The organism is Rahnella sp. 2050, assembly GCF_040544515.1.
GTDB lineage: Bacteria > Pseudomonadota > Gammaproteobacteria > Enterobacterales > Enterobacteriaceae > Rahnella > Rahnella aceris.
This window is the reverse complement of record NZ_JBEPKE010000006.1, coordinates 83015-109325: the sequence shown is the minus strand read 5'-3', so window position 1 is coordinate 109325 and position 26311 is coordinate 83015. Positions and strand designations below refer to the sequence as shown.

The 26311-nt window shown below is 52.2% G+C and carries 23 protein-coding genes; 10 read left to right on the top strand and 13 right to left on the bottom strand.

All coding sequences use genetic code 11. From position 1 onward, the window contains the following. Window positions 1–8: 8 nt before the first annotated feature. Entirely contained in the window at window positions 9–923 is a 915-nt protein-coding gene (locus ABIC79_RS20225; RefSeq protein WP_013576034.1) for an ABC transporter permease subunit, read from the bottom strand. Between the two features lie 189 nt (window positions 924–1112). Next, window positions 1113–2237 carry a branched-chain amino acid ABC transporter substrate-binding protein gene (locus ABIC79_RS20220; protein ID WP_112152190.1) on the bottom strand — a complete coding sequence of 375 codons (1125 nt, stop codon included), beginning with the start codon at window positions 2235–2237 and terminating at the stop codon, window positions 1113–1115. A gap of 415 nt (window positions 2238–2652) precedes the next feature. On the opposite strand from ABIC79_RS20220, the gene ABIC79_RS20215 reads away from it, so the two are divergent. Next, complete coding sequence (locus tag ABIC79_RS20215) at window positions 2653–2868, top strand: YgdI/YgdR family lipoprotein (RefSeq protein ID WP_013576036.1); 216 nt, start codon at window positions 2653–2655, stop codon at window positions 2866–2868. Between the two features lie 126 nt (window positions 2869–2994). On the opposite strand, the gene ABIC79_RS20210 is transcribed toward ABIC79_RS20215, so the two are convergent. The 4 genes from ABIC79_RS20210 to ABIC79_RS20195 form a co-directional block, all read right to left on the bottom strand. Next, on the bottom strand, window positions 2995–4824 hold the full coding sequence (locus ABIC79_RS20210; protein ID WP_354568299.1) for a methyl-accepting chemotaxis protein: 1830 nt from the start codon (window positions 4822–4824) through the stop codon (window positions 2995–2997). Window positions 4825–5166: 342 nt separating this feature from the next. Beyond that, window positions 5167–6141 (bottom strand): porphobilinogen synthase, encoded by a 975-nt coding sequence (gene hemB / locus ABIC79_RS20205; RefSeq protein ID WP_354568297.1) that lies wholly within the window; start codon window positions 6139–6141, stop codon window positions 5167–5169. A 215-nt stretch (window positions 6142–6356) separates the two neighbouring features. Beyond that, complete coding sequence (locus ABIC79_RS20200) at window positions 6357–8456, bottom strand: peptidase domain-containing ABC transporter (protein ID WP_354568295.1); 2100 nt, start codon at window positions 8454–8456, stop codon at window positions 6357–6359. Further along, complete coding sequence (locus tag ABIC79_RS20195; protein ID WP_232829627.1) at window positions 8443–9729, bottom strand: HlyD family secretion protein; 1287 nt, start codon at window positions 9727–9729, stop codon at window positions 8443–8445. Before ABIC79_RS20195 ends, ABIC79_RS20200 begins: the two co-directional genes overlap by 14 nt. A 426-nt stretch (window positions 9730–10155) precedes the next feature. Here ABIC79_RS20195 and ABIC79_RS20190 point away from each other — a divergent pair, with 426 nt between their 5' ends. Continuing rightward, a complete protein-coding gene (locus tag ABIC79_RS20190; protein WP_013576041.1) occupies window positions 10156–10347 on the top strand; it encodes a hypothetical protein in 192 nt (63 codons plus the stop codon). 115 nt (window positions 10348–10462) lie between these two features. On the opposite strand, the gene ABIC79_RS20185 is transcribed toward ABIC79_RS20190, so the two are convergent. The 6 genes from ABIC79_RS20185 to pspA all read right to left on the bottom strand — a co-directional run bounded on the left by ABIC79_RS20185 (window position 10463) and on the right by pspA (window position 14582). Further along, window positions 10463–11530 carry a YcjF family protein gene (locus ABIC79_RS20185; RefSeq protein ID WP_217216953.1) on the bottom strand — a complete coding sequence of 356 codons (1068 nt, stop codon included), beginning with the start codon at window positions 11528–11530 and terminating at the stop codon, window positions 10463–10465. Further along, window positions 11527–12924 (bottom strand): YcjX family GTP-binding protein, encoded by a 1398-nt coding sequence (locus ABIC79_RS20180; protein ID WP_354568293.1) that lies wholly within the window; start codon window positions 12922–12924, stop codon window positions 11527–11529. Before ABIC79_RS20180 ends, ABIC79_RS20185 begins: the two co-directional genes overlap by 4 nt. Then, complete coding sequence (locus tag ABIC79_RS20175; RefSeq protein WP_037035548.1) at window positions 12905–13150, bottom strand: phage shock protein PspD; 246 nt, start codon at window positions 13148–13150, stop codon at window positions 12905–12907. The genes ABIC79_RS20180 and ABIC79_RS20175 overlap by 20 nt, the downstream gene beginning before the upstream one ends. 84 nt (window positions 13151–13234) lie before the next feature. Next, window positions 13235–13594 (bottom strand): envelope stress response membrane protein PspC, encoded by a 360-nt coding sequence (gene pspC, locus ABIC79_RS20170; protein WP_013576049.1) that lies wholly within the window; start codon window positions 13592–13594, stop codon window positions 13235–13237. Beyond that, window positions 13594–13821 carry an envelope stress response membrane protein PspB gene (gene pspB / locus ABIC79_RS20165; RefSeq protein WP_112152186.1) on the bottom strand — a complete coding sequence of 76 codons (228 nt, stop codon included), beginning with the start codon at window positions 13819–13821 and terminating at the stop codon, window positions 13594–13596. Before pspB ends, pspC begins: the two co-directional genes overlap by 1 nt. Before the next feature lie 89 nt (window positions 13822–13910). Continuing rightward, window positions 13911–14582 (bottom strand): phage shock protein PspA, encoded by a 672-nt coding sequence (gene pspA, locus ABIC79_RS20160; RefSeq protein ID WP_013576051.1) that lies wholly within the window; start codon window positions 14580–14582, stop codon window positions 13911–13913. 232 nt (window positions 14583–14814) lie between these two features. Between pspA and pspF the strand changes: the two genes are divergently transcribed. Beyond that, window positions 14815–15822, top strand: coding sequence for a phage shock protein operon transcriptional activator (gene pspF, locus ABIC79_RS20155; protein WP_013576052.1), 1008 nt, complete (start codon window positions 14815–14817; stop codon window positions 15820–15822). Between the two features lie 221 nt (window positions 15823–16043). On the opposite strand, the gene zigA is transcribed toward pspF, so the two are convergent. Then, complete coding sequence (zigA, locus tag ABIC79_RS20150; protein WP_112152214.1) at window positions 16044–17231, bottom strand: zinc metallochaperone GTPase ZigA; 1188 nt, start codon at window positions 17229–17231, stop codon at window positions 16044–16046. Window positions 17232–17470: 239 nt separating this feature from the next. Here zigA and sapA point away from each other — a divergent pair, with 239 nt between their 5' ends. The 7 genes from sapA (at window position 17471) to dtpA (ending at window position 26297) form a co-directional block, all read left to right on the top strand. After that, window positions 17471–19153: an ABC transporter substrate-binding protein SapA gene (sapA, locus tag ABIC79_RS20145; RefSeq protein ID WP_013576054.1), complete on the top strand. Its 1683-nt coding sequence runs from the start codon at window positions 17471–17473 to the stop codon at window positions 19151–19153. After that, the gene (gene sapB, locus ABIC79_RS20140; protein WP_013576055.1) at window positions 19150–20115 is read left to right on the top strand and encodes a putrescine export ABC transporter permease SapB; all 966 of its coding nucleotides are present in this window, start codon (window positions 19150–19152) and stop codon (window positions 20113–20115) included. The genes sapA and sapB overlap by 4 nt, the downstream gene beginning before the upstream one ends. Beyond that, window positions 20102–20992, top strand: coding sequence for a putrescine export ABC transporter permease SapC (gene sapC / locus ABIC79_RS20135; protein ID WP_013576056.1), 891 nt, complete (start codon window positions 20102–20104; stop codon window positions 20990–20992). Before sapB ends, sapC begins: the two co-directional genes overlap by 14 nt. Continuing rightward, on the top strand, window positions 20992–21984 hold the full coding sequence (gene sapD, locus ABIC79_RS20130) for a putrescine export ABC transporter ATP-binding protein SapD (RefSeq protein WP_013576057.1): 993 nt from the start codon (window positions 20992–20994) through the stop codon (window positions 21982–21984). Before sapC ends, sapD begins: the two co-directional genes overlap by 1 nt. Beyond that, entirely contained in the window at window positions 21984–22793 is an 810-nt protein-coding gene (gene sapF / locus ABIC79_RS20125; protein WP_013576058.1) for a putrescine export ABC transporter ATP-binding protein SapF, read from the top strand. Before sapD ends, sapF begins: the two co-directional genes overlap by 1 nt. A 207-nt stretch (window positions 22794–23000) precedes the next feature. Then, a complete protein-coding gene (locus ABIC79_RS20120) occupies window positions 23001–24203 on the top strand; it encodes a CMD domain-containing protein (RefSeq protein ID WP_013576059.1) in 1203 nt (400 codons plus the stop codon). 582 nt (window positions 24204–24785) lie between these two features. Continuing rightward, window positions 24786–26297 carry a dipeptide/tripeptide permease DtpA gene (gene dtpA, locus ABIC79_RS20115; RefSeq protein ID WP_013576060.1) on the top strand — a complete coding sequence of 504 codons (1512 nt, stop codon included), beginning with the start codon at window positions 24786–24788 and terminating at the stop codon, window positions 26295–26297. The last annotated feature ends 14 nt before the right edge of the window (window positions 26298–26311 follow it).

The following is a 26311-nucleotide window of genomic DNA, read 5'->3' as shown; positions in this document are numbered from 1 at the left end:
TATTTCCCTCACACTTTCGTCACGACCGGACGGCCCAGCAGGCCCTGAGGGCGGAAAATGAGGATCACCACCAGCAATCCAAAGGAGAACACATCTTTGTAATCAGAATTCACCATGCCCGAGAACTGCGCTTCGGCAATCCCCAGGATCAGCCCGCCCAGCATCGCGCCGGGTAATGAACCAATGCCGCCGAGTACCGCTGCGGTAAAAGCTTTGATGCCGATGATGAAACCGGCGTAGAAATCAAACGTGCCGTAGTTCATGGTCACCAGAACCCCGGCCAGTCCGGCCATCGCTGCGCCAATCATGAAGACCAGCGAGATAATGCGGTCAGTGTTAATACCCAAAATGGAAGCCATTTTTCTGTCCTGCTGCACCGCACGACACATACGACCAAGTTTGGTATTACTGATAATCCACGATAAAACCAGCATGCCAGCCAGCGACGCCACCAGAATGAAAATTTTGGTGTAGGTCATCTGGACAAAACTTTCGCCGATATGAAAACGGAATGCGCCATCCAGCATGGTCGGAATGCCCTGCTGTCGCGGCCCCTGACTGATTTGCGCGTAATTTTGTAAGATAAGTGACATGCCGATAGCAGAAATCAGCGGTGCAAGACGGGTCGAATTACGCAGCGGCTTATAGGCAATGCGTTCAATCGCCCAGCCATACACGCCGGTGACCACGATGGTGAACACCAGCGTGCCCAGGATCAGTAGCGGAAAAGAGTGAAGCCCGAAGAAGGAAAGCAGCGCCAGCGCGATGGCACAGAGGTAAGCCGAAATCATATACACTTCGCCGTGCGCAAAGTTGATCATGCCGATAATGCCGTAAACCATGGTGTAGCCGATGGCAATGAGACCGTAGACAGCACCGAGCGTAATGCCATTAAACAGTTGTTGCAGGAAGAATGAATCCATAAATACGCAGTCTCTTTTTGTGACCGCGCCTGGCTAAGGGCGCATTCATTAAAGCTAATAAAGCGTTATCGTTGCAGCCAGTTTGGACCCGGCCAGCGCACAAGAGCCGGAGCGTACATTAAGTACGTGAGCCAGTTCTTTCATAAAGAGTGAGCACTGCCCGGGTTCAAAATGGCAAATAAGAGTGCTTTATTCCTTAACTTCCTGATATTTGCCTTTGTCGTCCCATTTATAAACCACGTAATCAGAGACTTTCAGGTCGCCTTTACTGTCCCAGGCTTTTTTGCCCATGACGGTATCGACGCTGTTGGCTTTAAGCCAGGCGCTGGCTTTGGCGGAATCACTGCCGCCGGTGGCTTTGAATGCCGCGGCAATAGCCTGCACGGAGGCATAGGAGTAAAGGGTGTAGCCTTCCGGCTCGAACTTGCTGGCGCGGAATTTATCGATAACGACTTTGCCTTCCGGGATCAGACGCGGGTCTTTGCCGAAGGTCATCAGAATCCCGTTGGTATATTGCGGGCCGCCTGCGGCGGTGACCATTTCTTCGTTGACGATACAGTCGCCGGAGAAGAACGTGGCCTGCACGCCCTGCTCACGCATCTGGCGTACCAGCGGACCGGCTTCAGGATGGCAACCGCCGAAGAACACCACGTCCGGTTTCTGCGCACTGATTTTGGTGACCAGCGCGTTGAAGTCTTTTTCGCCGCGCGATAACCCTTCATACATCACTTCTTTCACGCCACGCTTGTTAAGCGCCGCTTTGGTGGCATCCGCCAGCCCCTGCCCGTAAGTGTCTTTGTCGTGGATAATGACCACTTTTTTGGCTTTCAGCTTGTCGATGATGTAATCACTGGCAACCTGCCCCTGCTGGTCGTCACGTCCGCACATGCGGAACATATCACTCATGCCGCGTTCGGTGATTTGCGGGTTAGTGGATCCCGGCGTGATGGCGATAATGCCGGCATCGTTGTAAACCTCAGATGCGGGCATGGTAGAAGATGAACAAAAATGCCCGACCACCGCCTGCACTTTATCCTGATCAACAAGACGGTTAGCGACCGCAACGGCCTGTTTCGGTTCGCAGGCATCATCGCCCTGCACCAGTTTGATTTTCTCGCCGTTGATTCCGCCAGCGGCATTAATGTCTTCAGCGGCCTGGGTGGCACCATGCCAGTACTGATCGCCATAGGTGGCATTCGGGCCGGTGAACGGGCCAGCGACGCCAATCACGATATCCGCACGCGCGGTAAACGCAGTGACCAGACAGCCTGCCAGCAACAAAGAAAGAGGACTTTTAATAAATTTCATCGACATCATCATGATCCTTAGGACAGAGTTTATGCAAAACGGGTTATGGAAAACGCATGTAGCAAAAACACCAACACGAAGTCGTAATCAGAAAATCTGAAATTTAACGCTTAAGCCTTAAGACTGAGGGTTTCCCGCTTATCTCCGGGGGTGAAAACATCAAAGGTAAAAAAACATAAGCAAAATATCTGCCATTGTTACTCAACCTCTGAGAATGTGACGGGTTATGTGAGTATAGATAGCGACGGGAGAGCGTTACGGGCAACTGACAGAAACAACGACGGGATCACATCGCACCGCGCTGGTGCACAAGCACGGTTTTGCACGCACGCTTACGCCGGGTGACATTTTTATTCTTTGCTTCTTGCGGCGGGTTGTTTTGTAATATGGGCAGATGATTGCAACGGGAAACTACTGAACAATGAAGAAATTATCCTGCCTGACGGCTGTGGTTCTGGCTCTGTCGTTAACTGGCTGCGCCAGCGATTATGTGATTAACACCAAATCCGGCGACCAGTTTTTCGCCCACGGCGAACCGGATCGTGACCGCAATACCGGCATGACCAGCTACACCGACATGAATGGCGATTATCATCTGATGAACACCAATGATATTGCGGGCATTGTGAAGAAGTAGGGTTACGGATGGGAATTGCATTTATCTCAAAACCTGGCCGATGACACACATGGTCGGCTTAACAAAACAGTCATGCTATGTGGTGCACAAACGGCACGCAATATCACGACTGTTTTGAGAATCAGATTACTCAGTAATAAAACGTGAAACAGACGCAGCAAGATTTTGTGCCTGATCTCGCAGCGCATTGGCGGCAGCAGAAGACTCTTCCACCAGGGCCGCATTTTGTTGAGTCACGCTGTCCATTTCCACTATTGCCTGCCCTACCTGAGATATTCCCCTGTTCTGTTCATCCGATGCTTGAGTAATTTCATTCAGTATTTCGGTAACATTAGCGACTTTGGTCACAATGTCATGCATGGTAGTCCCCGCCTGTTCTACCAGATCTGACCCTGCATTAATTCGCTCTACCGATTCACCAATTAAACCTTCTATTTCTTTTGCAGCCTGAGCGCTTCTCTGCGCAAGGCTTCTCACTTCGCTTGCCACAACAGCAAATCCCCGCCCCTGTTCGCCAGCACGCGCCGCTTCAACAGCCGCATTGAGAGCCAGAATATTGGTCTGAAAAGCGATGCTATTAATTACCGTCGTAATCTCAGCAATTTTTGCTGAGCTTGCAGTAATTTCATTCATAGTTTTCACCACATGAGAGACGAGTTGCCCGCCTTTATTCGCCGTTTCTGAAGTACTGCCCGCCAGGCGGCTGGTATGATGAATATTGTCCACGTTCTGTTTAACCGTCGCAGTTAACTGCTCCATGCTGGCTGCCGTTTCTTCAAGCGCAGCAGCCTGTTCCTCAGTGCGTGCGGATAAATCATTATTACCTGCCGCAATTTCTGCGGAGGCATGGCTCACCTGCGTCACACCGGTACGAATATCCCCGATGATACGGCGGAGATCGGTGTTCATCTCATCTACAGCTTGCATCAGTTCTCCCAGCTCATCACGACGCGTGGTATTGAGATGGGCTCTTAAATCACCGCGCGCTATCTGTCTGGCGACGTCAAGCGTGTCAGCCAGAGGCTTCACAATTTGGCGGGAAATAATCAGTGCAATGCCAATACTTAATAAGACTGCTGCTACCAGGAGTGAAGTCATCCATATAACTGCATTTCTGATATCGTCATGCGCCGCGCTCAGCTCCGATTCAAATATATTGTCACTCAGGGTGGTCAGCTTGCCGCCTGCTTTCGCAAGCAACTGAGTTGCTTCCTGCTCAGCAATATAGGATTGGAGGTAGTTTCCGGCACTCGCCTTTTTGGCCGAGACCGAGCGTTCAATTTCTTCAAGTATGCTGACATCAGCCGGATTTAACTGGGATTTGACGGCATCCATTTGCTGAATCGATTCATTCATAAAACCTGTTAAAGCCTGAAGGGATTCCTCAGTATTCTCAAACTGGAGGAGTTTTACACGTGTCGCCACCCCATCAATGTGTCTGACGATATCCCCTAACGCGATCGCGGTGACAGCACGTGCGGGATCTCGTGCATAGGACTGAGCCAGACTGTTAATCTCAGATTCTTCGCGTGTCAGCACAAAACTACTGACAACAAGATCACGTTGTTGGGTCTCGCGGACCGTTTGAGCACGCTTGTCACGATACGTCTTCATGACCTCTGACATTTCATTAAGCATCTTCAGGTGCTCTGTATCCCAACGAAGCAACCTGAGACTTTCAATTTTTTTATCAACCTGCTGTAAGTTCACCTCATTCATTGTGATGTATTTTTCATCGTGCGTTTTCACATATTCCAGTCTTTCAGCTTTCGCCATAGCAAACTGGTCAGTTATCACTTTAAGCTGGCTTATTTTCTCAGCTCGAATGGAAATATCATTCAGATTTTTAATACCACATAAAGCAACTGCAATGCTCAGCAATAAGATAAGTCCGAAACCTAATGCTAATTTTTTCCCGACTTTTAGATTTTCAAAATATGACATAAATATTTTCATAGCGCATGGCTCTCCATTATTTTTATAAATACAATTGTATGTGAAGCACATGGGGTATCGGCAGGCTATAAAAATTAGTTAATAAAAAACTCAGTTTATTAAGTTACAAAAGTCAGTAATTTAACCGCTATAAAACCTTATTCTTTGTATGAATACTTTTTTATTAATTACACCCTATTAATGGTGAGGTAATTCTCTATAAAAAAGCATTATTTTAATTTTCTGCCACTCTTAAATATTAAAGACGTTATCTGAACATACATCGCGCAGTATCAGCTTCCGACGCGAGGACATAAAAAAACCGGGCGGAAGCCCGGTTTTGGTTTGCGGCGAGAACAAAAATTACAGCCCGTTTTCGGCAATATCCATCGCGAAGTAAGTCAGGATAATATCTGCGCCAGCACGTTTAATCGCGCCCAGGCTTTCACGTACGACGGCACGCTCATCAATAGCATCGGCTTGTGCAGCAAATTTGATCATCGCGTATTCACCGCTGACCTGATACGCCGCCAGTGGCAGACGGGAGGCTTCGCGGATATCGCGGATCACGTCCAGATACGCACCGGCCGGTTTCACCATCAGCGCATCGGCGCCTTCCTGCTCGTCCAGCAACGATTCACGCACGGCTTCGCGGCGGTTCATCGGGTTCATCTGATATTGCTTGCGGTTGCCTTTCAGTACACTGCCGCCCGCTTCGCGGAAAGGCCCGTACAGGGAAGATGCAAACTTGGTGGAATACGCCATGATTGAGGTATCGATAAATCCGGCTTCATCCAGCGCACTGCGGATGGCCTGCACCTGACCGTCCTGCGCGGCGGATGGCGCGATGAAATCTGCACCAGCAGCCGCCGCCACGACAGCCTGTTTACCGAGGTTGACCAGGGTTGCGTCGTTATCCACGCCATGGTCGTGCAACACACCGCAATGGCCGTGTGAGGTGTATTCGCAGAAACAGGTGTCGGACATGACAATCATTTCAGGCACGGTGTCTTTACAGATACGCGCCATACGCGCGACCAGACCGTTTTCGTTCCAGGTATCGCTGCCGGTAGCATCCATGTGATGCGAAATACCGAACGTCATAACAGAGCGGATACCGGCGCGGGCGTAACGTTCGATTTCAAATGCCAGGCGGGATTCAGGGATGCGCAACACACCCGGCATAGCTTCGATGGGTACGTATTCAGAGGTCTCTTCTTCTACGAAAATCGGCAGTACCAGATCGTTGACGCTAAATTCAGTTTCCTGAAAAAGAGTGCGCAGGGATTCGGACTGTCTCAGGCGGCGAAGGCGTGAGCTCGGGAACTGATTCGACATGAAAACTCCTAAAAATTAATCTGTTGCGCTGATATTTTTTAGAAACAGGAGCACAGACAGTTCAGACGGCAGGAGGCGATGCAGCGCCGTCAGACGATGAAGTCCGCATTTTATAATAACTTTTAAACAAATGATGAACTTTCCGTGAGGAGATGTAACAGAGGCCGCAATTTTGGAAAGGCGATCCCGGAACAGGGATCGCCTGAAGGAAGGATTTAACCGAGCTTGATCTCGCGATCTGCTGAGGCAATCGTAGACGGACGGTGGGCAATAAATATCCGCGTAATATCCAGTTCGCTGATCGCCTGATTGATGCGTATTTCATTGTCCAGATCCAAATGACTGGTGGCTTCGTCGAGGAACAGTATCGCCGGACGGCGGTACAGTGCGCGGGCAATCAGCAAACGCTGTTTCTGCCCGCCGGACAAACTGCCGCCCAGTTCGCTGATCAGCGTTTCATAGCCCATCGGCATCCGTTCGATATCGTCGTGGATGTTACAACGGCGGGCGCAATCAATAATACGCGCTTCATCTTTCTGCTCATCAAAGCTGGCAATGTTCTCGGCGATAGATCCGGCGAACAACGTGTCATCCTGTAACACACAGGCGATGCAACTGCGGTAATTGTTCAGTCCGGCGGTGGTGATATCCATACCGTTAATCAGAATGCGGCCTTCGGTGGGCGTCAGCAAACCGGTCATGATCTTCATCAGAGTGGTTTTACCCTGCCCCGACGGCCCGGTGATCGCCACACTTTCGCCCGCCGCCACCGACAGGTTTAGCCCGTTGATCAGCGGTGCGGAAAGGCTGTCGTACTGAAACACCAGATCCCGCACCTCCAGCGACGCTGCCTCGCCCGCCCGCAGCAACTCACGTTCCGGCAGTGATTTCTCGGTGCCGGTCAGCGCGATATCCGCGATACGGTCGCGGTGCAGGGAAAGCATCCGCAGTTGCAACACCATATTCAGCAGACTGGCAGCACGTTCGGAGAACTGCCCGCGGTAGGTGTTGAAGGCCACAAACATCCCCAGCGTCATATGGCCGTCAATTACCTGCGTCGCCCCCAGCCACAGCAGCGCGACCTGATCGAGCGTGGCGATCAGCGTGTTGCCGCCGGTAAACATCATCTCAAACCTGGTTTTACGCACCGTCGCATTGGCGTTATCAATGTTCAGATTGAGCCAGAAATTGGCGCGGGCTTTCGATAAACCCAGTGCTTTCAGCGTGCTGATGCCGTAGAGCGTTTCCATAAAGTGCGAACCGGCACGCGCACCTTTAACGATTTGCTCCTCGGAAACCTGGCGGTAAGCGTTATACGTCGTCAGGCGGAAGATGACATAAATCGCCGTGAAGCCAAGAATCACCCAAATCAGCCAGCCGCCATACAGCACCATCATCACGATTAACCCGACCGACATAATGCCGTCGATAATACTGTTGACCACGTTGGTGGTCAGCGTGGTGCGCAGCGTATCGAGCGAAGTAAAACGCGACTGAATATCCCCGAGTTTACGTTTCTCAAAATAATCGAGCGGCAGTTTCATCAGATGATCGAACAGCCGCGCTTTCCATTGCACATCAATCAGCGTACTCATCACCAGCGATGTCCAGGCGCGTAACATGCTGACGCCGGTGCGGAAAATGATGAAGAACAGCAACCCGAGGCAAATCAGGGTCAGTAAATCCGGGTCTTTCGCCGGGATCACATGGTCCATTACCAGTTGCATCCCGACCGGCAGCAGCAGGTTGACCGATTCGATCATCAGCGAGAGGCAGAAGATTTTGGTCAGCGCCGGAATAAGGCCGCTGACATTGCCCATCATTTTGCGCAGATCCAGCCGCACACGCGGTTTCTCGGAGGTAAAACCGTTGTCCGGCCACAGCTCGAGTGCCACGCCAGTGAAGTGCTCGGACACCTCGCGCATGCCAAGCGAACGGCGGCCAAAGGCCGGATCGTGAATAATCACTTTGCCCTGTTTAACGCCAACCAGCACCACGAAATGATTGAGATCCCAGTGCAAAATACACGGCGTTTTCAGCGCGTTCAGCTCATCGATATCCAGCTTTAACGCGCGGGATTTCATCTCATTCGCTGCCGCGATATCCATCAGCGTGCGCAGCGTCGCGCCCCGTGAAGATATGCCATAGCGCTGACGCAGGCTTTGCAAATCGACGTGTTTGCCGTGATAGCCAAAGACCATTGCCAGACTGGCCAGTCCGCACTCGGCGGCCTCGGTTTGAATAATCTGCGGCACCCGGTGGCGCCAGCTAAAGTGCAGGCGGTCAGCCAGCTCCCGTACGTTATCGAGATTCATTGATTGGCCCCACCACGCTTTTCTTCATGCTGTAATACGGAGACAACATCCACTGATACAGCGGCCTTTTCTCCAGGAATAACGTCGACTCGGCTTTCATGCCGCTGGATAAATTCAGCGTTTCGCCGTGCCAGTTCATGGCTTTTTTATCCAGTGAAACAATCACTTTGTAATACGGCCCGCTGATCGTGCCATTGGCCGTTCTCGGCGCGCTGGCGTAAGAATTCAGCTCCTGTTCGGAAACCGGCGCAGAGGAAATCGATTCCACCTTGCCGGGGAACTGGCCATATTTTTCAAACGGATAGGCTTCGTACCGAATATTGATGTGCTCGCCGGCTTTCACGTAAGGCACGCTTTCATTCGGCAGCCAGGCAACGAGAAAGAACGGGGAATTACTGGCTGGCACCAGTTGCGCGAGGCTGTCACCGGCGTTGACCATCTGTCCGGGCGTGACGCTCAGCGAAGAGATTTTGCCGGAGGTCGGCGCGGTGATCAGCAATGAGCCTTTGGCATCGGCCTGCGCCAGCTGGCGTTCGAGGTCATTGCGCTGGTAGCCGTACTGTGAAATCTGGTTATCAAACTCGGCGGCGCGTGTCACCAGTTCGCTGCGCAGATTGGTGATTTGTAATGCTTCCTGAATCGCCTGGGTGTTCAGGCTCTGGAACGATGTCTGCTGCTGGTAAAACAGGTAGCGCTGATTATTCAACTGGTCAGTATTGATCAGGCCCTTCTTCTGATATGCCCCGTAGTTCTGCATGCTCTTTTTCATGGCATCCAGCCCTTCCTGCGCCGAATCCACCATGCTTTGTGAGACTTCATGCGCCTTCTGATACTGATCGAGTTGCTGTTGCAGGTTTTGCAGGGTTTCCTGCTTATTGTGTTCCAGCTGGGCAATAATGGAATCGATTTGCTCGCGCTGCTTTTTAATAGCGGCGAGCGTGGTGGTACTGACATTCCCCGCCTGCGTCACGCGGCTGACGTCGATTTCATATAAAGGCTGGCCCTTTTTTACGGGTTTACCGGTATCGACATACAATTTGGTGACCACGCCCTGCTCAGGGCTGAATAAATTAATGCTGTGCGGCTGAGTAATGATTTCACCGCTGACGTTGATGCGACGTGTGTAGTTAGCGAAGATCAGGAATATCAGTAAAGCAAACAGGAAGAGGGCCGTGAGTGTCGTGACAATCCATAAAGGCCAGCCGGAGAGCAATAAAGCCTTACCCGCCCAGTGACTTTGCTGATGTTCATTGACCTCTTTACGAAAGAGCATATTTAAGCGTTCCAGAAAAACCGGCTGTAAAAACAGAATCTTTGAAAGATAGCAGCACATAATCACGCTGCCACCGCGATTACTCTGAAACACCGGATGAAGTTATTACCACGCAGGGATAATTGCGCAGTAATATTAATTTCAATGTCTTATAAAAAATAACCACCTGACCTCTGGTTCGATTATTTTTTGCACATTGCATTAATTATTCAGATTTAAAAATATCTTAATAGTGATTTCAAACAATGAGTTACATATCTAAATCCACATAGGAGATTATTCCTAGTCAAATTCCGTCCGCAGTACTCTAGGCTTAATCCCTGTGAAGACATTGCGTAGAAATTATCTCCATAGACTTACTCAATGTTTTCATCGCCCCCGTTATTTAAGGGGACTTGCTTTAACAGATTAAAAGGAAGGCCTAAGATGAAACAATTAACAGAACATGATATTGAAATGGTTAATGGTGCGGGTTGGTCGGAAGATGTTAATAAGGTTGCCGATCGCCTATCAAACTTTGGTCAGGACGCGGTGAGTGACACCAGTAATGCGGTGAACAAGGCGTATTCACAAATTTCCGATGGTCTTGCTAAAGCACAGAACTATCTGACAACCTAGTTTATAAACAGCTTTTGTTGTACCGAAAGTTAATTTATAAGCAACTTAGTCAGAGTAATACAAGCCCCCGTTAATTTGGGGGCTTTTTTATTGGCAGTTTAAAACTGAAGAAATATCAGACGCCTGATTTAGTTTTATCGCTTTTCACCATGCTGTTTTTCAGCTTGCCGACAAGCTCACGGCGAAAATCACCGAGTTTCGGTTTATCGCCTTCCAGCCACGGCAGCGGGCGGCAGAGTTCCATGGTTTTGATGCCCAGACGCGCAGTCAGCAAACCGGCACCGATGCCTTGTGCCGCACGGGCTGAAAGACGGGCAGCAAGGTCCTGTGACATCCAGTCCATGCCCACTTCACGCACCAGTTCGGATGCACCGGCGAATGCCATGTTCAGCAGCACCAGACGGAACAAACGAATACGGCTGTAATAGCCAAGTTCGATGCCGTACAGCACCGCGATACGGTTAACCAGCCGCAGGTTGCGCCAGGCGATGAAGGCCATATCCACCAGCGCCAGCGGGCTGACAGCGATCATCAGCGCGGATTCGGCTGCTGAATGACTGATTTCACGCCGGGCCTGCGCATCGAGAACCGGCTGAACCAGACGGGCATACAGTTCAACCACTTCCCGGTCATTCTGGGTTTCATGCAGTGAAGCCTGCCAGCGTTGCAGCGCCGGATGGCTGTTATCCAGCCCGGCCTGCGCCGCCAGTTTTTCGCAGAATACACGTCCCTGCCCTAATCCATGACTGTGCATTAATTCGCGTGCCGTATCGCGCTCGTCGGCGCGCTGACGCAGGCGGTACAAGCGTCGCCATTCGGTCGCAACGGAACCGACACCGGCGACAATAATCAGCCCGCCTGCGGTGCAGGCACCAAGCGCCACCCAGTCCTGCTGGATCCACGCTTCGTGTACCCATTGCACGCCCTGTGCTACCACGCTGATGCCCAGCACCGCCACGCCGAGGCGCACAATTTTGCCCCACAAACTGCGACGCGGTTTCAGCGCACGGTTGAGCACTGCTTCGGCCTCGCCCTCTTCCTGCTGTTCATCCGTTTCAACGGAAACCGGAATAAAACGTTCTGACATTTGCTCATCAAACGCCAGCGCCGGTTTGATCACCGGATCGACCGGGGCCTTTAATTCCGTTTCAAAATCGATACGCGGTTTAATCGGTTCGCTCATCGCATTTTATCTCCCAGTAAAAACTCCATCACCGCATCCAGACGGATGTGCGGCAACGGCGTGTCCACGCTCATTTCACGCGGACGAAACTCATCAAAATGGAATCCCTGTTTTTGCCAGAACGCATGTCCCGGCAGACGCGCAGGCACCTCGCCGGGGAACACCGTTAGCGGCGCGCCATCCTGCAACCGGTGGCCTTTCAGCGCGGGCAAGCTTTGCCCCTGATATTCGACCATGCCGGTTTCCGTCGCCTGAACCGACGCCAGACCGGCGCAATCCATACTGATGCCTTCGAAAGCGGCGTTCTGCCAGGCTTCCTGCACCAGTTGCTGCAACAGCGACACCAGGCTGGCGTGCTGATCGCCGGTAATGTGATCGGCTTTAGTGGCGGCGAACATCAGTTTGTCGATGCACGGATTAAACAGACGGCGGAACAGCGTGCGTTTACCGTAATGGAAACTTTGCATCAGCTGCGTCAGCGCGAGGCGCATATCGTTGAACGCCTGCGGTCCGCTGTTGAGCGGTTGCAGGCAATCAACCAGCACAATCTGGCGGTCAAATTTCACAAAGTGATCTTTGTAAAAACCTTTCACGATGTGCTGGCAGTAATAGTCGAAACGCGCACGCAGCATACCCAGATTGCTGTTTTTATCTGCCTGCGCCAGTTGCGCATCGGAATAGCGGTTCAGCTCCGGCAACGGGAAAAATTGCAGCGCAGGCGCACCGGCCATATCTCCCGGCAGAACAAAGCGCCCCGGCTGGATAAAGTGCAAACCTTCGGTCTTGCAGCGCACCAGATAATCGGTGTAGGCCTGTGAAATTGTGCCCAGCAGATTTTCATCCGCCGGGGCCAGCGGATCACATTGTTCACACAGCGTCAGCCACGGCTTCGCCCATTCTGCACGATCGCCCTGCAACAGCCCCGCCATCTGGCGCGACCAGTCGAGATAGTTTTGCTCCAGCATCGGCAAATCCAGCAGCCATTCGCCGGGATAATCGACGATCTCCAGATATAACGTGGAGGTGTCTTTGAAGTGACGCAGCAGGGAATCATTAGAGCGATAACGCAATGCCAGACGGATTTCGCTGACGCCACGGGTTGGCGTTGGCCATGCGGGCGGCGTGCCGTAGAGTGCCGCCAGACCTTCGTCATAGGCAAAGCGCGACACGCCCAGATCACGCTGGGGAACGCGTTTTACGCCAAGCAGACGCTCCTCGCGGGCAGCCGAAAACAGCGGTAAACGTGCGCCGCTGTGCATATGTAAAAGCTGGTTAACGAAGGCGGTGATGAAAGCGGTTTTTCCGCTGCGGCTTAAACCGGTGACAGCCAGCCGCAGATGTCTGTCCATGCCGCGATTGATCAGTGAATTAAACTCATTTTGTAGTCTTTTCATTGCTCTCCCTGGCGTAGCGCCCAAACAGCGCGGTCAAAATACGTTTGAATAATGGTTCTAATAATAGTGCTAAAACATACCTCATTGGCCCTTTTCCCACCACGCCCAACACACGCGCTGCCAGCCCGGCAGGGCCAAAGGTCAGCGCCAGCGTAATGATCACGCTGAAAATTTTCGAAAACAGGCTGCGCTTACCCGGCAGCGAGGAATTCAGGTAACGGGTCATAAAGATTCCTTAAGCGGGAGATGAGAAGGAAAACAGCAGCCGGAGCAACGTCCGGCGGCCAGAGGCAAAGCGGTGAATAAAGAATTAAAGCTGGCGGAACCGGCTGCGTACGCCGAAGGTTTCAGAGGTGACATAGCGTTCGACCTGGCGTAAACGCTGCTCGCTGGCTTTCAGTTCGCGGTCGGCTTCTTCCAGCAAGTTACGCGGCGATGGCGCAGTTTCATCGTCATATTCACTGGCCGGAACAGGGTCAAGCACGTAGCTGAGAATGATGTACGCCACGACAGTGAACATGAACAAACCAAAGAAAATCGACAGCACGGCCATAATCCGCAGCAATTTTACCGGCACGCCCAGATAGTGCGACAGCCCGGCCAGAACGCCTTTTATTACGCCCTCTTCCGGCACGCGGTAGAGTTTTTTCTCAGACAGACGGGTCGCCATTATGATTGCCTCCAGCCCGGGTGTTCGGCATCAAGAATTTCTTCCAGTGCCTGAATACGTTCGCGCATACGTTGCGCTTCATGAGTCAGACTGGTGAGATTTTGTATCTCATGCTGACTGAGCTGACTGCCATTTTGCTGGCGATTGCTGTAGTGAAGCCACAACCAGACGGGCGCCACGAATAAAACGAAAATAGTCAGCGGAATAGCTAAAAACAGGAAGCTCATTGTCTCTCCTTATGAGTCTTATTTATTACCGGTTACGGCGTTAATCCTGCAACAACCTGCCTGCGAACAGGCAGGTTTAATGGCAAACATTATGCGTCCTGATTGCCGTTCATTTTAGCTTTCAGCGCAGCAATTTGTGCGCTGATTTCATCGTCGGCTTTCAGTTCGGCAAATTGCTGATCCAGCGATTTCTTTTTACCAATGCTGACGCTTTCTGCTTCCGCTTCCATATGATCGATGCGGCGTTCGAACTGCTCGAAACGCGCCATCGCTTCATCAATTTTACCGCTGTCGAGCTGACGGCGGACGTCACGCGAGGACGCTGCGGCCTGATGACGTAAGGTCAGCGCCTGCTGACGCGCACGGGTTTCGGTCAGTTTGCTTTCCAGCTCACCAATTTCTGACTTCATGCGATCCAGCGTTTCTTCTACCACGTTCACTTCGTTTTTCAGCGTGGTCACCAGCTCGGACAGCTTTTGCTTTTCGATCAGCGCCGCACGGGCCAGATCGTCTTTATCTTTACGCAGCGCCAGTTCGGCTTTGTCCTGCCATTCACTCTGCTGGGATTCACCCTGATCGATACGACGGATCAGTTGTTTCTTTTCTGCCAGCGCACGGGCGGAGGTAGAACGCAGTTCCACCAGCGTGTCTTCCATTTCCTGAATCATCAGACGAACCAGTTTTTGCGGATCTTCTGCTTTATCCAGCAAGGTGTTGATGTTGGCGTTAATGATGTCAGCGAAGCGAGAAAAAATACCCATAATCGAAATTCCTCTTTGTTTCTGTTGGTTTCCGGCCAAATGATTACCGGTTAAATCCGCAGGAAAATTTTTCACTGCGGCGATAAACCTATATCAGGATCCGTGCCAACTTTTTAAAATCATTATCTGCATGAATAAATTGAATTTTTTACTTTTGTCTCTGCTATGCTTATTTTTCGAGATGATTATTTTCACTAAGTGTTAGTGTGTTTCACCACACAAGGAAAGCCAAATGACGGATAACACAGACAATTTACTCGGTGAAGCCAACGCCTTCATCGAAGTGCTGGAACAGGTCTCACAACTGGCGAAGCTGAATAAGCCGGTTCTGGTCACCGGCGAACGCGGCAGCGGAAAGGAACTGATTGCGCATCGTCTGCATTATCTGTCGCCCCGCTGGCAGGGGCCGTTCATTTCGCTCAACTGTGCGGCGCTCAATGAAAACCTGCTGGATTCCGAGTTGTTCGGCCATGAAGCTGGCGCGTTTACCGGCGCACAGAAACGTCATCTCGGACGCTTTGAACGTGCGGATGGCGGCACGTTATTTCTCGATGAGCTGGCGACAGCGCCCATGCTGGTGCAGGAAAAACTGCTGCGCGTGATTGAGTACGGTCATCTGGAGCGCGTCGGCGGCAGCCAGCCGTTACAGGTGGATGTCCGGCTGGTGTGTGCGACCAACGATGATTTACCGGTGCTGGCCGCTGAAGGAAAGTTTCGCGCCGACCTGCTGGACCGGCTGGCGTTTGATGTGGTGCAACTGCCGCCGTTGCGTGAACGCCAGCAGGACATCATGTTGCTGGCGGAACATTTCGCCATTCAGATGTGCCGCGAACTGTCTCTCCCGTTATTCCCCGGCTTTACCGACTATGCGCGTCAGACGCTGATGGCCTACCGCTGGCCGGGCAATATCCGCGAGCTGAAAAACGTCGTCGAACGCTCGATGTACCGCCATGGTACCAGCGATTTTCCGCTCGATAATATTATCCTGAACCCGTTTGCACAGCGCACTGCCACCGTGGAAACGGCTGACGTCAGTCCACACGACACGCTGCCGACGTTACCGCTGGATCTTAAGCAATGGGTGACCGGACAGGAAAAAAATCTGATTGAGCAGGCTTTACGGCAGGCACGCTTTAATCAGCGTAAAGCCGCAGAGTTGCTGAACGTGACTTATCATCAGTTGCGCGGAATGTTGAAGAAACACGCAATTCAGGTCAATTCGCAGGAAGGGGCTGAATAACAGGCAAAAAAAAAGCCAGCACCCGAGCTGGCTAAGTAATACTGGAAGCAATGTGAGCAATGTCGTACCTCGCGATTAACGTCCCTGGCGGGCCGCCTCTCGTCCGGTGAAAAGAATGATAATAGTTCTCAGTATCGTCTGTAAAGCACTTTGTTGAGAATATTTCTCATTACCACACTGATATTATGGCTACTTTATGAACACCTTAAGGTCACTAAGGACTACCATTCGGGGAACGGATCGGCCATGTTGACCCAGTGTTCGATGCCTTCTGCCATCTGCTCTTCGCTTAACAGACACGCATCCAGCTGCCGGATAATCTCTTCTTTATTCAGGTGCTGGCCGATAAACACCAGTTCCTGGCGCATATCGCCAAACGGCTCAACCCATTTCTCCATAATCTGTTCACGGGTCTCCTCGTCCTGCGGCCAGTCGCTTTCAGGCAGCGAACGCCAGAAAATACCCGCCATGCCATAATGCGCTATGCCCCCCGCCTGACTCCACTGCCCGGCAAAGCGCGGACGCGACGCCAGCCAGAAAAAGCCTTTGGAACGCAGTAAGGTACCGCCCCCCCAGTCGCCGTGCACCACGCGGTAAAACTTATCCGGATCAAACGGCCTGCGTGCGGTGTAGACAAAACTGCTGATGCCGTACTCTTCGGTTTCCGGTGTGTGTTCACCGCGTAACTCTTTCAGCCAGCCCGGCGCCTGCTGTGCTTTGGCGAAATCAAACCGGTGCGTATTAAGCACGGCTTCAAGCGGCAGGCTGCCGGGGGAAATCGGTATAATGTGCGCATCGGGATTGAGGCTTTTCAGCAATGCAATCACTTCCCGCTGTTGCAGGCTGTCGAGAAGATCGGTTTTGCTCACCAGCAGCACGTTGCAGAATTCTATCTGGTCGATCAGCAAATCCGTCACGCTACGCGCATCGTCCTCGCCCAGACTTTCACCGGCCTCCTGCACACTGCGCGCTTCCTGATATTGCTGCATAAAGTTGACGCCATCGACCACGGTCACCAGCGTATCCAGCCGTGCGAACTGCGACAGACTTTCACCGTTTTCATCTTCGAAAGTGAAGGTTTCCGCCACCGGCAGCGGTTCTGAAATACCACTCGATTCAATCAGCAGATAATCAAAACGTCCGGCCTGTGCCAGCTCACGCACTGAAATCAGCAAATCTTCCCGCAACGTGCAACAGATGCAGCCGTTGCTCATTTCCACCAGTTTTTCCTGCTGACGGTCGAGCGTGATTTCACTGGCGACCAGTGCGGCGTCAATATTCACCTCGCTCATATCATTGACGATAACCGCCACGCGTAATCCCTGACGGTTGTTCAGAATATGGTTGAGAACGGTAGTTTTACCTGCGCCAAGAAAACCGGACAGCACGGTAACAGGGAGTAAGGACATCATTAACCTCATATCTCAGGACAGTGCAGGAATACTTCGCCTGCAATTATTGTTATAATATAACATAACAATAGCAATCCAATTTCAAGGGTTTTATTGATACATGCTCTTTTTTTGCCGGAAAACGAACGGTTTTTGCGCGAAGTGCCGCAGTCCCGCACGCTGATTTGCTCAATGGATTGGGGTACCTCGCAGAGTACGGTACACTTAAGCTATTGCACCTTAACTTTGAAGCCTTTATGCGTCGTCTAACTTTGTGGATGATTTTACTGAGTGGCTTGTCCACGGCAGTTTTTGCTGAGACTGCTCCAACACACGCCAGCCCGACAGTCGTCAGTGCGCCGGTGAACGATATTCGCCAGAGCGGCTTTGTCTATTGTGTTAACGGCATGGTCAATACCTTTAACCCGCAGAAAGCCAGCAGCGGGCTGATCATTGATACGCTGGCCGCACAGTTATATGACCGCCTGCTGGATGTCGACCCTTATACCTATCGCCTGATCCCCGAACTGGCACAAAGCTGGGAAGTGCTGGATGATGGCGCAACCTACCGTTTCCATCTGCGCAAAGATGTGCCTTTCCAGAAAACCGGCTGGTTTTCACCGTCGCGCAAGATGAACGCTGACGATGTGGTGTTCAGCTTCCAGCGCATCATCGACCCGAATAATCACTACCACGCTGTAAACGGTGAAGAATATCCGTATTTCGACAGCCTGCAGTTTGCCCATGCGGTGAAAAGCATCAAAAAACTGGACGACTATACCGTTGAGTTTCGCCTCAATAATCCTGACGCTTCTTTTCTCTGGCATCTTGCCACGCACTATGCACCGGTGCTTTCGGCTGAATATGCCGCGAATCTCATCAAATCCGGCAACGAAGAAGAGATTGATCGCCAGCCGGTAGGCACTGGCCCGTTCCAGCTTGGTGAATACCGTACCGGGCAATATGTGCGGCTGGCGCGCAACGGACAGTACTGGAAAGGCACACCGCGTATGGCACAGGTGGTGATTGATATGGGCGTTGGCGGCACCGGGCGTTTGTCGAAATTGCTAACCGGTGAATGTGATGTGCTGGCGTATCCGGCGGCCAGTCAGCTGTCCATACTACGTGAGGATCCGCGCTTGCGTCTTTCCCTGCGCCCGGGGATGAACGTTGCCTACCTGGCTTTCAATACCAACAAAGCCCCGCTCAATGATCCGCGTATCCGTCAGGCGGTGGCGCTGTCGATCAACAATCAGCGCCTGATGCAGTCGATTTATTACGGCACCGCTGAAACCGCTGCGTCTATTTTGCCGCGTGCGTCCTGGGCTTATGACAGCAACGCGCAGGTAACGGAATACAATCCGGATAAAGCGAAGCAAATCCTGAAAGACCTCGGGCAGGAAAAGCTTAATCTGCATTTATGGGTACCGACGGCGTCGCAGTCCTTTAACCCCAGCCCGCTGAAAACCGCCGAACTGATCCAGGCCGATTTGGGACAGGTAGGGATTAAAGTCACCATTGTCCCGGTCGAGGGACGTTTCCAGGAAGCCAAGCTGATGGAAATGAATCACGACCTGACGCTGTCTGGCTGGTCAACGGACAGTAATGACCCGGACAGTTTCTTCCGCCCTATGCTCAGTTGTGCAGCGATTCATTCGCAGACCAACTATGCTCACTGGTGTAACCCGGAATTTGATGAATTGCTGCGTCAGGGGCTGTTGTCACAGCAACTTTCCCAGCGTATTGAGTTTTATCAGCGGGCGCAAAAAATCCTTGAGCAGGAACTGCCGGTGTTGCCACTGGCGTCTTCCCTGCGTCTTCAGGCTTACCGTTACGACATCAAAGGGCTGGTACTGAGCCCGTTTGGCAACTCCTCGTTTGCTGGCGTCTTCCGTGATGATGAAAAAAGTCGTGATAATGAAGGAAGGAAAGTTCCATGATTATCTTTACGTTACGCCGCATTTTGCTGCTGCTGGTGACCCTGTTCTTCCTGAGCCTTGTGGCGTTCAGCCTGAGCTATTTCACGCCGAATGCGCCACTGCGCGGCGCGTCCTTGTGGGACGCCTACCACTTCTATTTTGCGGGTCTTTGCCAGTTTGATTTCGGTGTGTCGAGTATCAATGGCGAAGGCATCTCTTATCAGTTGAAAGCGGTTTTCCCGGCCACGATGGAATTGTGCGTGCTGGCCTTTGCGCTGGCATTAGTCGTCGGGATCCCGCTGGGCATTCTGGCGGGAGTGATGCGTGGAAAATGGCCGGATGTCGCCATCAGCAGCATCGCCCTGCTCGGCTTTTCCATTCCGGTGTTCTGGCTGGCGGTACTGCTGATGCTGTTCTTCTCGCTGCAACTGGGCTGGCTGCCGGTTTCCGGTCGCCTGGATTTACTCTATCAGTTGAAAAGTGTCACCGGCCTGACGCTGGTTGATGCATGGCTTTCTGATTCGCCATACCGCCATGAGATGATCATGAGCGCTATCCGCCATATGATTTTACCGATCGCCGCGCTGGCCGTTGCGCCGACGACCGAAGTGATCCGCCTGATGCGCATTTCCACCGACGATGTGCTGGAGAAAAACTATGTGAAAGCCGCCGCAACGCGCGGTTTATCACGCTTTACGATTATCCGTCGCCATGTATTACACAACGCGCTGCCGCCGATTATTCCCAAGCTCGGCCTGCAATTTTCGACCATGCTGACGCTGGCGATGATTACTGAGGTGGTCTTTAACTGGCCAGGCATCGGGCGATGGCTGATTAACGCTATCCGTCAGCAGGATTACGCGGCGATTTCAGCCGGTGTGATGGTCGTTGGCTCGCTGGTAATTGTGGTTAACGTGCTTTCAGACATTCTGGGCGCACTGATGAATCCATTGAAACATAAGGAATGGTATGCCCTTCGATAATGTATACCGCGAAAAACAGGTTCCGAGTCCTCTGCGCCATACGTGGGGGATTTTCTATCGCGACACACTGTCGATGATCGGTTTCTACGGCGTGCTCGGCTTGTTATTGCTGTGCATATTTGGCCATTTATTAGCGCCTTACGCGCTCGATCAACAATTCCTTGGTTATCAGTTGTTGCCGCCCTCCTGGTCGCGCTACGGCAATGTGTCGTTCTTCCTCGGCACCGACGATCTTGGCCGCGACTTACTCAGCCGGATGCTTACAGGCGCTGCGCCGACGATTGGCGGCGCACTGGTGATAACCCTCGCGGCGTCTTTATGTGGTGTGATCATCGGCGTACTGGCGGGGATCAGCCGTGGCCTGAAATCGGCCATTCTGAACCATATTTTCGATACGCTGCTGTCTATCCCTTCCCTGCTGCTGGCGATTGTCGTCGTCGCGTTTATCGGGCCGAAACTTGAGCATGCGATGCTGGCCGTCTGGCTGGCGCTGTTGCCACGCATTTCGCGCACGATTTACAGCGCCGTGCATGATGAGCTGGAAAAAGAGTATGTGGTCGCCGTACGACTCGATGGTGCCTCCACCTGGCAGATTCTGCGTTATGCCGTTCTGCCAAATATCGTTGCGGTGCTGGCAACGGAATTTACCCGCGCACTGTCGATGGCGATTCTGGATATCGCCGCGTTAGGCTTTCTGGATCTGGGCGCACAACTGCCGTCACCGGAATGGGGAGCCATGCTCGGCGATTCGCTGGAGCTGGTGTATGTCGCGCCGTGGACAGTCATGCTGCCGGGTGCCGCCATTCTTATCAGCGTGTTGCTGATCAACCTGCTGGGTGACGGTGTGCGTCGGGCGATTAATGCGGGAGTGGAATAATGCCGTTACTCGATATCCGCAATCTGACCATTGAATTTATGACCGCCGATGGCCCGGTCAAAGCTGTGGACCGCGTCAGTATGACGCTCAACGCCGGTGAAATTCGCGGGCTGGTGGGCGAATCCGGTTCGGGTAAAAGCCTGATTGCCAAGGCGATTTGTGGCGTTACCAAAGACAACTGGCGCGTGACGGCGGACCGGATGCGCTTTGATAACATCGAGCTGTTGCAACTGACGCCACGCGAGCGACGTAAACTGGTCGGGCAAAATGTGTCGATGATTTTTCAGGAGCCGCAGTCCTGTCTGGATCCTTCTGAAAGCATCGGCCGCCAGCTGATTCAGGCCATTCCCGGCTGGACCTACAAAGGCCGCTGGTATCAGCGCTGGAAGTGGCGCAAAAAACGCGCCATCGAGCTGCTGCACCGCGTCGGTATTAAAGATCACAAAGACGTTATGGCCAGTTATCCGTATGAACTGACCGAAGGCGAGTGCCAGAAAGTGATGATCGCCATCGCGCTGGCGAATCAGCCGCGTCTGCTGATTGCCGATGAACCGACTAACGCCATGGAGCCGACGACGCAGGCGCAGATTTTCCGCCTGCTGGCGCGACTCAACCAGAACAATAACACCACCATTTTATTGATCAGCCACGACCTGCAAATGATGAGCAAATGGGCGAACCGTATCAACGTGTTGTATTGCGGACAAACGGTTGAAAGCGCAGCGTGTGAAGAATTGCTGGCCACGCCGCATCATCCTTATACGCAGGCGCTCATCCGCGCGATGCCTGATTTTGGCCGCTCACTGCCACATAAAAGCCGTCTGAATACGCTGCCAGGTGCCATTCCTTCGCTGGAACATTTGCCGATTGGCTGCCGTCTGGGGCCACGCTGCCCTTACGCGCAGAAAAAATGCATCGAAACGCCGCGCCTGCGTCTGGCGAAAACCCATGCGTATGCCTGCCACTTCCCGCTGAACATGGAGGAGCAATAATGGGCGAAACCCTGCTCGAAGTCCGTAATCTGAGCAAAACGTTCCGTTATCGCACCGGACTGTTCCGCAAGATGAATCTCGAGGCCGTGAAACCGGTCAGCTTTACCCTGCGCGAAAAACAAACGCTGGCGATCATCGGCGAGAATGGTTCGGGCAAATCGACGCTGGCTAAAATGCTTTCCGGCATGGTCGAGCCGAGCGACGGCGAAATTCTGATTGATGATCATCCGCTGACGTTTCGTGATTATCGTTTCCGCAGCCAGCAAATCCGCATGATTTTTCAGGACCCGAGCACCTCACTTAATCCACGTCAGCGTATCGGGCAGTTACTCGAAGCGCCCCTGCGACTGAACAGCGAAATGGATGCACAACAGCGCGAACAACGCATCAACCAGACATTGCGGCTGGTCGGCATGCTGCCCGATCACGCCAATTATTACCCGCATATGCTGGCGTCGGGTCAGAAGCAGCGCGTGGCACTGGCACGTGCACTTATCCTGCAACCCAAAGTGATCGTGGCTGATGAAGCGCTGGCGTCTCTGGATATGTCGATGCGTTCACAAATCATCAATATGATGCTCGAATTACAGGAAAAACAGGGCATCTCGTACATCTACGTGACGCAGCATCTGGGCATGATGAAACACATCAGCGATCAGGTACTGGTGATGCACGAAGGCGAGGTGGTGGAACGCGGAAATACGGCCGAAGTTCTGGCGGCACCGCTGCATGACCTCACCAAACGGTTGATTTCGAGTCACTTTGGCGAAGCGCTGACTGCTGATGCCTGGCGTCGTGACGGTAATTAACGCCCCTTCTGCATAATAAACGGGCAGATTCACCCCCTGAACGGTGTCAGGAAACTGATGCCGTTTTCTTTATTATGCAAATCCACCCTCTTCTATTCCTTTTCGATATGATTTATCGCTTAACATTATTTTATATCGGCAGCAGTATCGGCAACGATAGGGTCTGATAATTTGCCTGAGTAGCAGGCTTGAAGAAAGGACCCGTTCATGGAACAACAACGCAAGGCCGCGCACAGCGGCTGGTATCATGAAACACAATCCAGCCAATATGGTCATCTGCCGCTCGATCCGCACGCTGCGTTGGTACAGGATCGCTTTCTGCTGGGCCTTGATGCTCAACTTGACCCGACACTTCGCCAGTTACTTAACGACCGCCAGCGACTACTGAGGGCCTCCCGCGCCTGTTATGAGGTACTGTTTCCTGACAATCTGCAGGTTTCACGTACCGAAACATTATCCTTGTATGACCGTCTCAGTAGTGCGCTGACGGTGGCACAGGTCAGCGGCGTACAGACACTTTGTAGCCATTACGCTGCCCGTCTCGCCCCGCTTCCCAGCCCTGACGCCTCCCGCGAAAGTAACATCCGCCAGACCCACATTACCCAGTTCGCACGATTACTCGCAACCCAGCCAACACTGATTACTGCGCCGATGCTGCATCAGCTTTATGACGTGGGTTTCAGCACGCGCGATATCGTGACCTTTACGCAAGTGATTGGCTTTGTCAGCTATCAGGCACGCGTACTGGCGGTTCTGAATGGTTTACGCGGCCGCGCCGCCGCCGTATTGCCAGGATTTCCTTCGCCGGAAGGTTGCGGGCAGAAAGGGTTTTCACTGGCGATGTTGCAATGGACGTCGCGTTTACCTGAAGTGGTACCGGAAAATGCCAGCCAGCATCAGCAGGATGTACTGGATTTAATCGCGCCAGATGCGCGTTCTTCCTCTTTCTATACATTGCTGGTGCATGACGCCGACGCGCTGAGCGAGTTTTCTGCGGTATTTAATAATATTATGCAGGCAGGTGCGCAGCCGGTGGCCGCGTGGCGTGAACTGGCTGCCGTAGCCACGTCGCAGCTAAACGGTTGTCTGTATTGCGCCGGGATCCACGGACGTTTGTATCTTGAAGCGGGTGGGAATGAGATGCTGATTAACGAATTATTCGCAGAAAATCATCGCGATGATGCCGTTGATACGCTGTCGAAAAATCTGCAAGACAAAAAAGAGATTGCCTTGCTGGAAACGGTGGTCGCCCTGACCCGTACCCCGGAACGTTTTGATGCACGCCAGCTGCATAGTTTGTCTGATGCAGGTTATACGGCAACACAATCTCTGGATATTCTGCTGACTGCGGCGCTGTTCAGCTGGTCAAACCGTCTGATTCAGACGCTGGGCGATACCCTGAATCAGTAGTTCTTCACCTGTTTACCTTCATTCTTTCTCCCCTCATTCCGGCAGGATATTCCCCTGCCGGTGATGCCAATTGTAAATACCTGCGCCACCTAACCGGCATAAGTCGTATTAATCTTATTTTCAATCGAAAATTTAGTGTTAAAACGAGAAACTGATCACATTACACTGTGCGCCGTTCTGGTTGCGTCTTCAGCAGCAAACAAGCCATTCATAAACCACCATATAAAGCACAACACCCCAGAGATATTCACTACATATTCACGCCAAATCAGACAAATAAACCACTTAAGTATTTCCCTGTAAAACAATGGCACTATAAGAGTAGTGATTACAATTCGTGCAACATATTCATATTGTCTATTTAGAAAACATAAACATTAATTCTGCATAACATTTCGAACATAGTTTAATCACGTCGGATAAGTTAAATGTAACAGCATATGTCAAACTCCTTGCCACATTTACGAAGATAGTGAACATTACTTGCCGTCATCCCATCTTATAACAATGCAAAGGGTGCTTATTTCGCGCCACTTATGCGTTTCCGCCACATACGGCCGGAAGGAATAAACAGAGGTACGAGTGTCAACTGCAAACAAAACACCAAACAATGAAAGCGTGAGTCTTAACGCCTTCAAACAGCCAAAAGCGTTTTACCTGATCTTCTCCATCGAATTGTGGGAACGTTTCGGTTACTACGGCCTGCAAGGGATCATGGCGGTTTACCTGGTCAAAATGCTTGGCCTGAGTGAAGCCGACTCCATCACCCTGTTCTCATCATTCAGTGCGCTGGTCTATGGCTTCGTCGCTATCGGCGGCTGGCTGGGCGATAAAGTGCTGGGTTCAAAACGCGTGATCGTGCTTGGCGCGATTGTGCTGGCGCTGGGTTATTCATTCGTTGCCTATTCCGGCCATGAAATTTTCTGGGTTTATCTGGGTATGGCGACTATCGCCGTCGGTAGCGGCTTGTTTAAAGCAAATCCATCCTCACTGCTTTCTACCTGCTACGAAAAAGATGACCCGCGTCTCGATGGCGCATTCACCATGTATTACATGTCGGTGAACATCGGTTCGTTCTTCTCCATGCTGGCAACACCATGGCTGGCCGCGAAGTACGGCTGGAGTGTCGCGTTCTCCCTGAGCGTTGTGGGTATGCTGATCACCATCGTGAACTTCCTGTTCTGCCGCAAATGGGTCAAACGTCAGGGGTCAAAACCAGACTTCGCGCCGCTGCAGTTCAAAAAACTGCTGATGGTGCTGGTCGGTGTTGTCGCGCTGGTGTTCCTGTCAAGCTGGTTACTGCATAACCAAACCATCGCACGTATGGTTCTGGGTGTGGTTTCCGTCGGTATCATTATTGTGTTTGCGAAAGAAACGTTCTCAATGAAAGGCATCGCCCGCCGGAAGATGATTGTGGCGTTCCTGCTGATGATGGAAGCGGTGGTGTTCTTCGTGCTGTACAGCCAGATGCCAACGTCGCTGAACTTCTTCGCTATCCACAACGTAGGCCACGATTTGCTGGGTATCAGCTTCCAGCCTGAGCAGTTCCAGGCGCTGAATCCATTCTGGATCATGGTTGCCAGCCCGGTTCTGGCAGCTGTCTACACCAAGGTCGGTGACCGTATGCCAATGCCGCACAAGTTTGCGATGGGTATGGTGCTGTGTTCCGGTGCGTTCCTGGTGCTGCCGTGGGGTGCGAGCCTGGCGAATGAGCAAGGCATTGTGTCAGTAAACTGGCTGGTACTGAGCTACGCGCTGCAGAGTATCGGCGAACTGATGATTTCCGGTCTGGGTCTGGCGATGGTTGCTCAACTGGTTCCGCAGCGTCTGATGGGCTTCATCATGGGTGCCTGGTTCCTGACCACCGCAGCCGCTGCAATTATCGCGGGTTACGTGGCCAATCTGACTGCCGTGCCTGCTGACATTGATGACGCGCATGCTTCACTGGCAATTTATAGCCACGTGTTCCTGCAGATTGGTATTGCAACCGCTGTGATTGCTGTGCTGATGCTGGTCACTGCATCTAAACTGCACCGCATGACGCTGGATCGTGAAACTGATGAGAAACAACCTGAACTGGCTTCTGCTCAGTAAACGCGCAAGCGTCT

Bases quoted from the DNA above. Each gene is read 5' to 3' on its own strand.
- ABIC79_RS20185 (WP_217216953.1), bottom strand. From the start codon at position 11,530: ATGAGCGAACCGATTAAACCGCGTATCGATTTTGAAACGGAATTAAAG.
- zigA (WP_112152214.1), bottom strand. From the start codon at position 17,231: ATGTCCTTACTCCCTGTTACCGTGCTGTCCGGTTTTCTTGGCGCAGGT.
- ABIC79_RS20190 (WP_013576041.1), top strand. From the start codon at position 10,156: ATGAAACAATTAACAGAACATGATATTGAAATGGTTAATGGTGCGGGT.
- sapD (WP_013576057.1), top strand. From the start codon at position 20,992: ATGCCGTTACTCGATATCCGCAATCTGACCATTGAATTTATGACCGCC.
- ABIC79_RS20195 (WP_232829627.1), bottom strand. From the start codon at position 9,729: ATGCTCTTTCGTAAAGAGGTCAATGAACATCAGCAAAGTCACTGGGCG.
- pspB (WP_112152186.1), bottom strand. From the start codon at position 13,821: ATGAGCTTCCTGTTTTTAGCTATTCCGCTGACTATTTTCGTTTTATTC.
- sapC (WP_013576056.1), top strand. From the start codon at position 20,102: ATGCCCTTCGATAATGTATACCGCGAAAAACAGGTTCCGAGTCCTCTG.
- sapB (WP_013576055.1), top strand. From the start codon at position 19,150: ATGATTATCTTTACGTTACGCCGCATTTTGCTGCTGCTGGTGACCCTG.
- pspF (WP_013576052.1), top strand. From the start codon at position 14,815: ATGACGGATAACACAGACAATTTACTCGGTGAAGCCAACGCCTTCATC.
- ABIC79_RS20225 (WP_013576034.1), bottom strand. From the start codon at position 923: ATGGATTCATTCTTCCTGCAACAACTGTTTAATGGCATTACGCTCGGT.
- ABIC79_RS20200 (WP_354568295.1), bottom strand. From the start codon at position 8,456: ATGAATCTCGATAACGTACGGGAGCTGGCTGACCGCCTGCACTTTAGC.
- sapF (WP_013576058.1), top strand. From the start codon at position 21,984: ATGGGCGAAACCCTGCTCGAAGTCCGTAATCTGAGCAAAACGTTCCGT.
- ABIC79_RS20120 (WP_013576059.1), top strand. From the start codon at position 23,001: ATGGAACAACAACGCAAGGCCGCGCACAGCGGCTGGTATCATGAAACA.
- sapA (WP_013576054.1), top strand. From the start codon at position 17,471: ATGCGTCGTCTAACTTTGTGGATGATTTTACTGAGTGGCTTGTCCACG.
- ABIC79_RS20180 (WP_354568293.1), bottom strand. From the start codon at position 12,924: ATGAAAAGACTACAAAATGAGTTTAATTCACTGATCAATCGCGGCATG.
- ABIC79_RS20175 (WP_037035548.1), bottom strand. From the start codon at position 13,150: ATGACCCGTTACCTGAATTCCTCGCTGCCGGGTAAGCGCAGCCTGTTT.
- ABIC79_RS20220 (WP_112152190.1), bottom strand. From the start codon at position 2,237: ATGTCGATGAAATTTATTAAAAGTCCTCTTTCTTTGTTGCTGGCAGGC.
- ABIC79_RS20210 (WP_354568299.1), bottom strand. From the start codon at position 4,824: ATGAAAATATTTATGTCATATTTTGAAAATCTAAAAGTCGGGAAAAAA.
- pspA (WP_013576051.1), bottom strand. From the start codon at position 14,582: ATGGGTATTTTTTCTCGCTTCGCTGACATCATTAACGCCAACATCAAC.
- pspC (WP_013576049.1), bottom strand. From the start codon at position 13,594: ATGGCGACCCGTCTGTCTGAGAAAAAACTCTACCGCGTGCCGGAAGAG.
- hemB (WP_354568297.1), bottom strand. From the start codon at position 6,141: ATGTCGAATCAGTTCCCGAGCTCACGCCTTCGCCGCCTGAGACAGTCC.
- ABIC79_RS20215 (WP_013576036.1), top strand. From the start codon at position 2,653: ATGAAGAAATTATCCTGCCTGACGGCTGTGGTTCTGGCTCTGTCGTTA.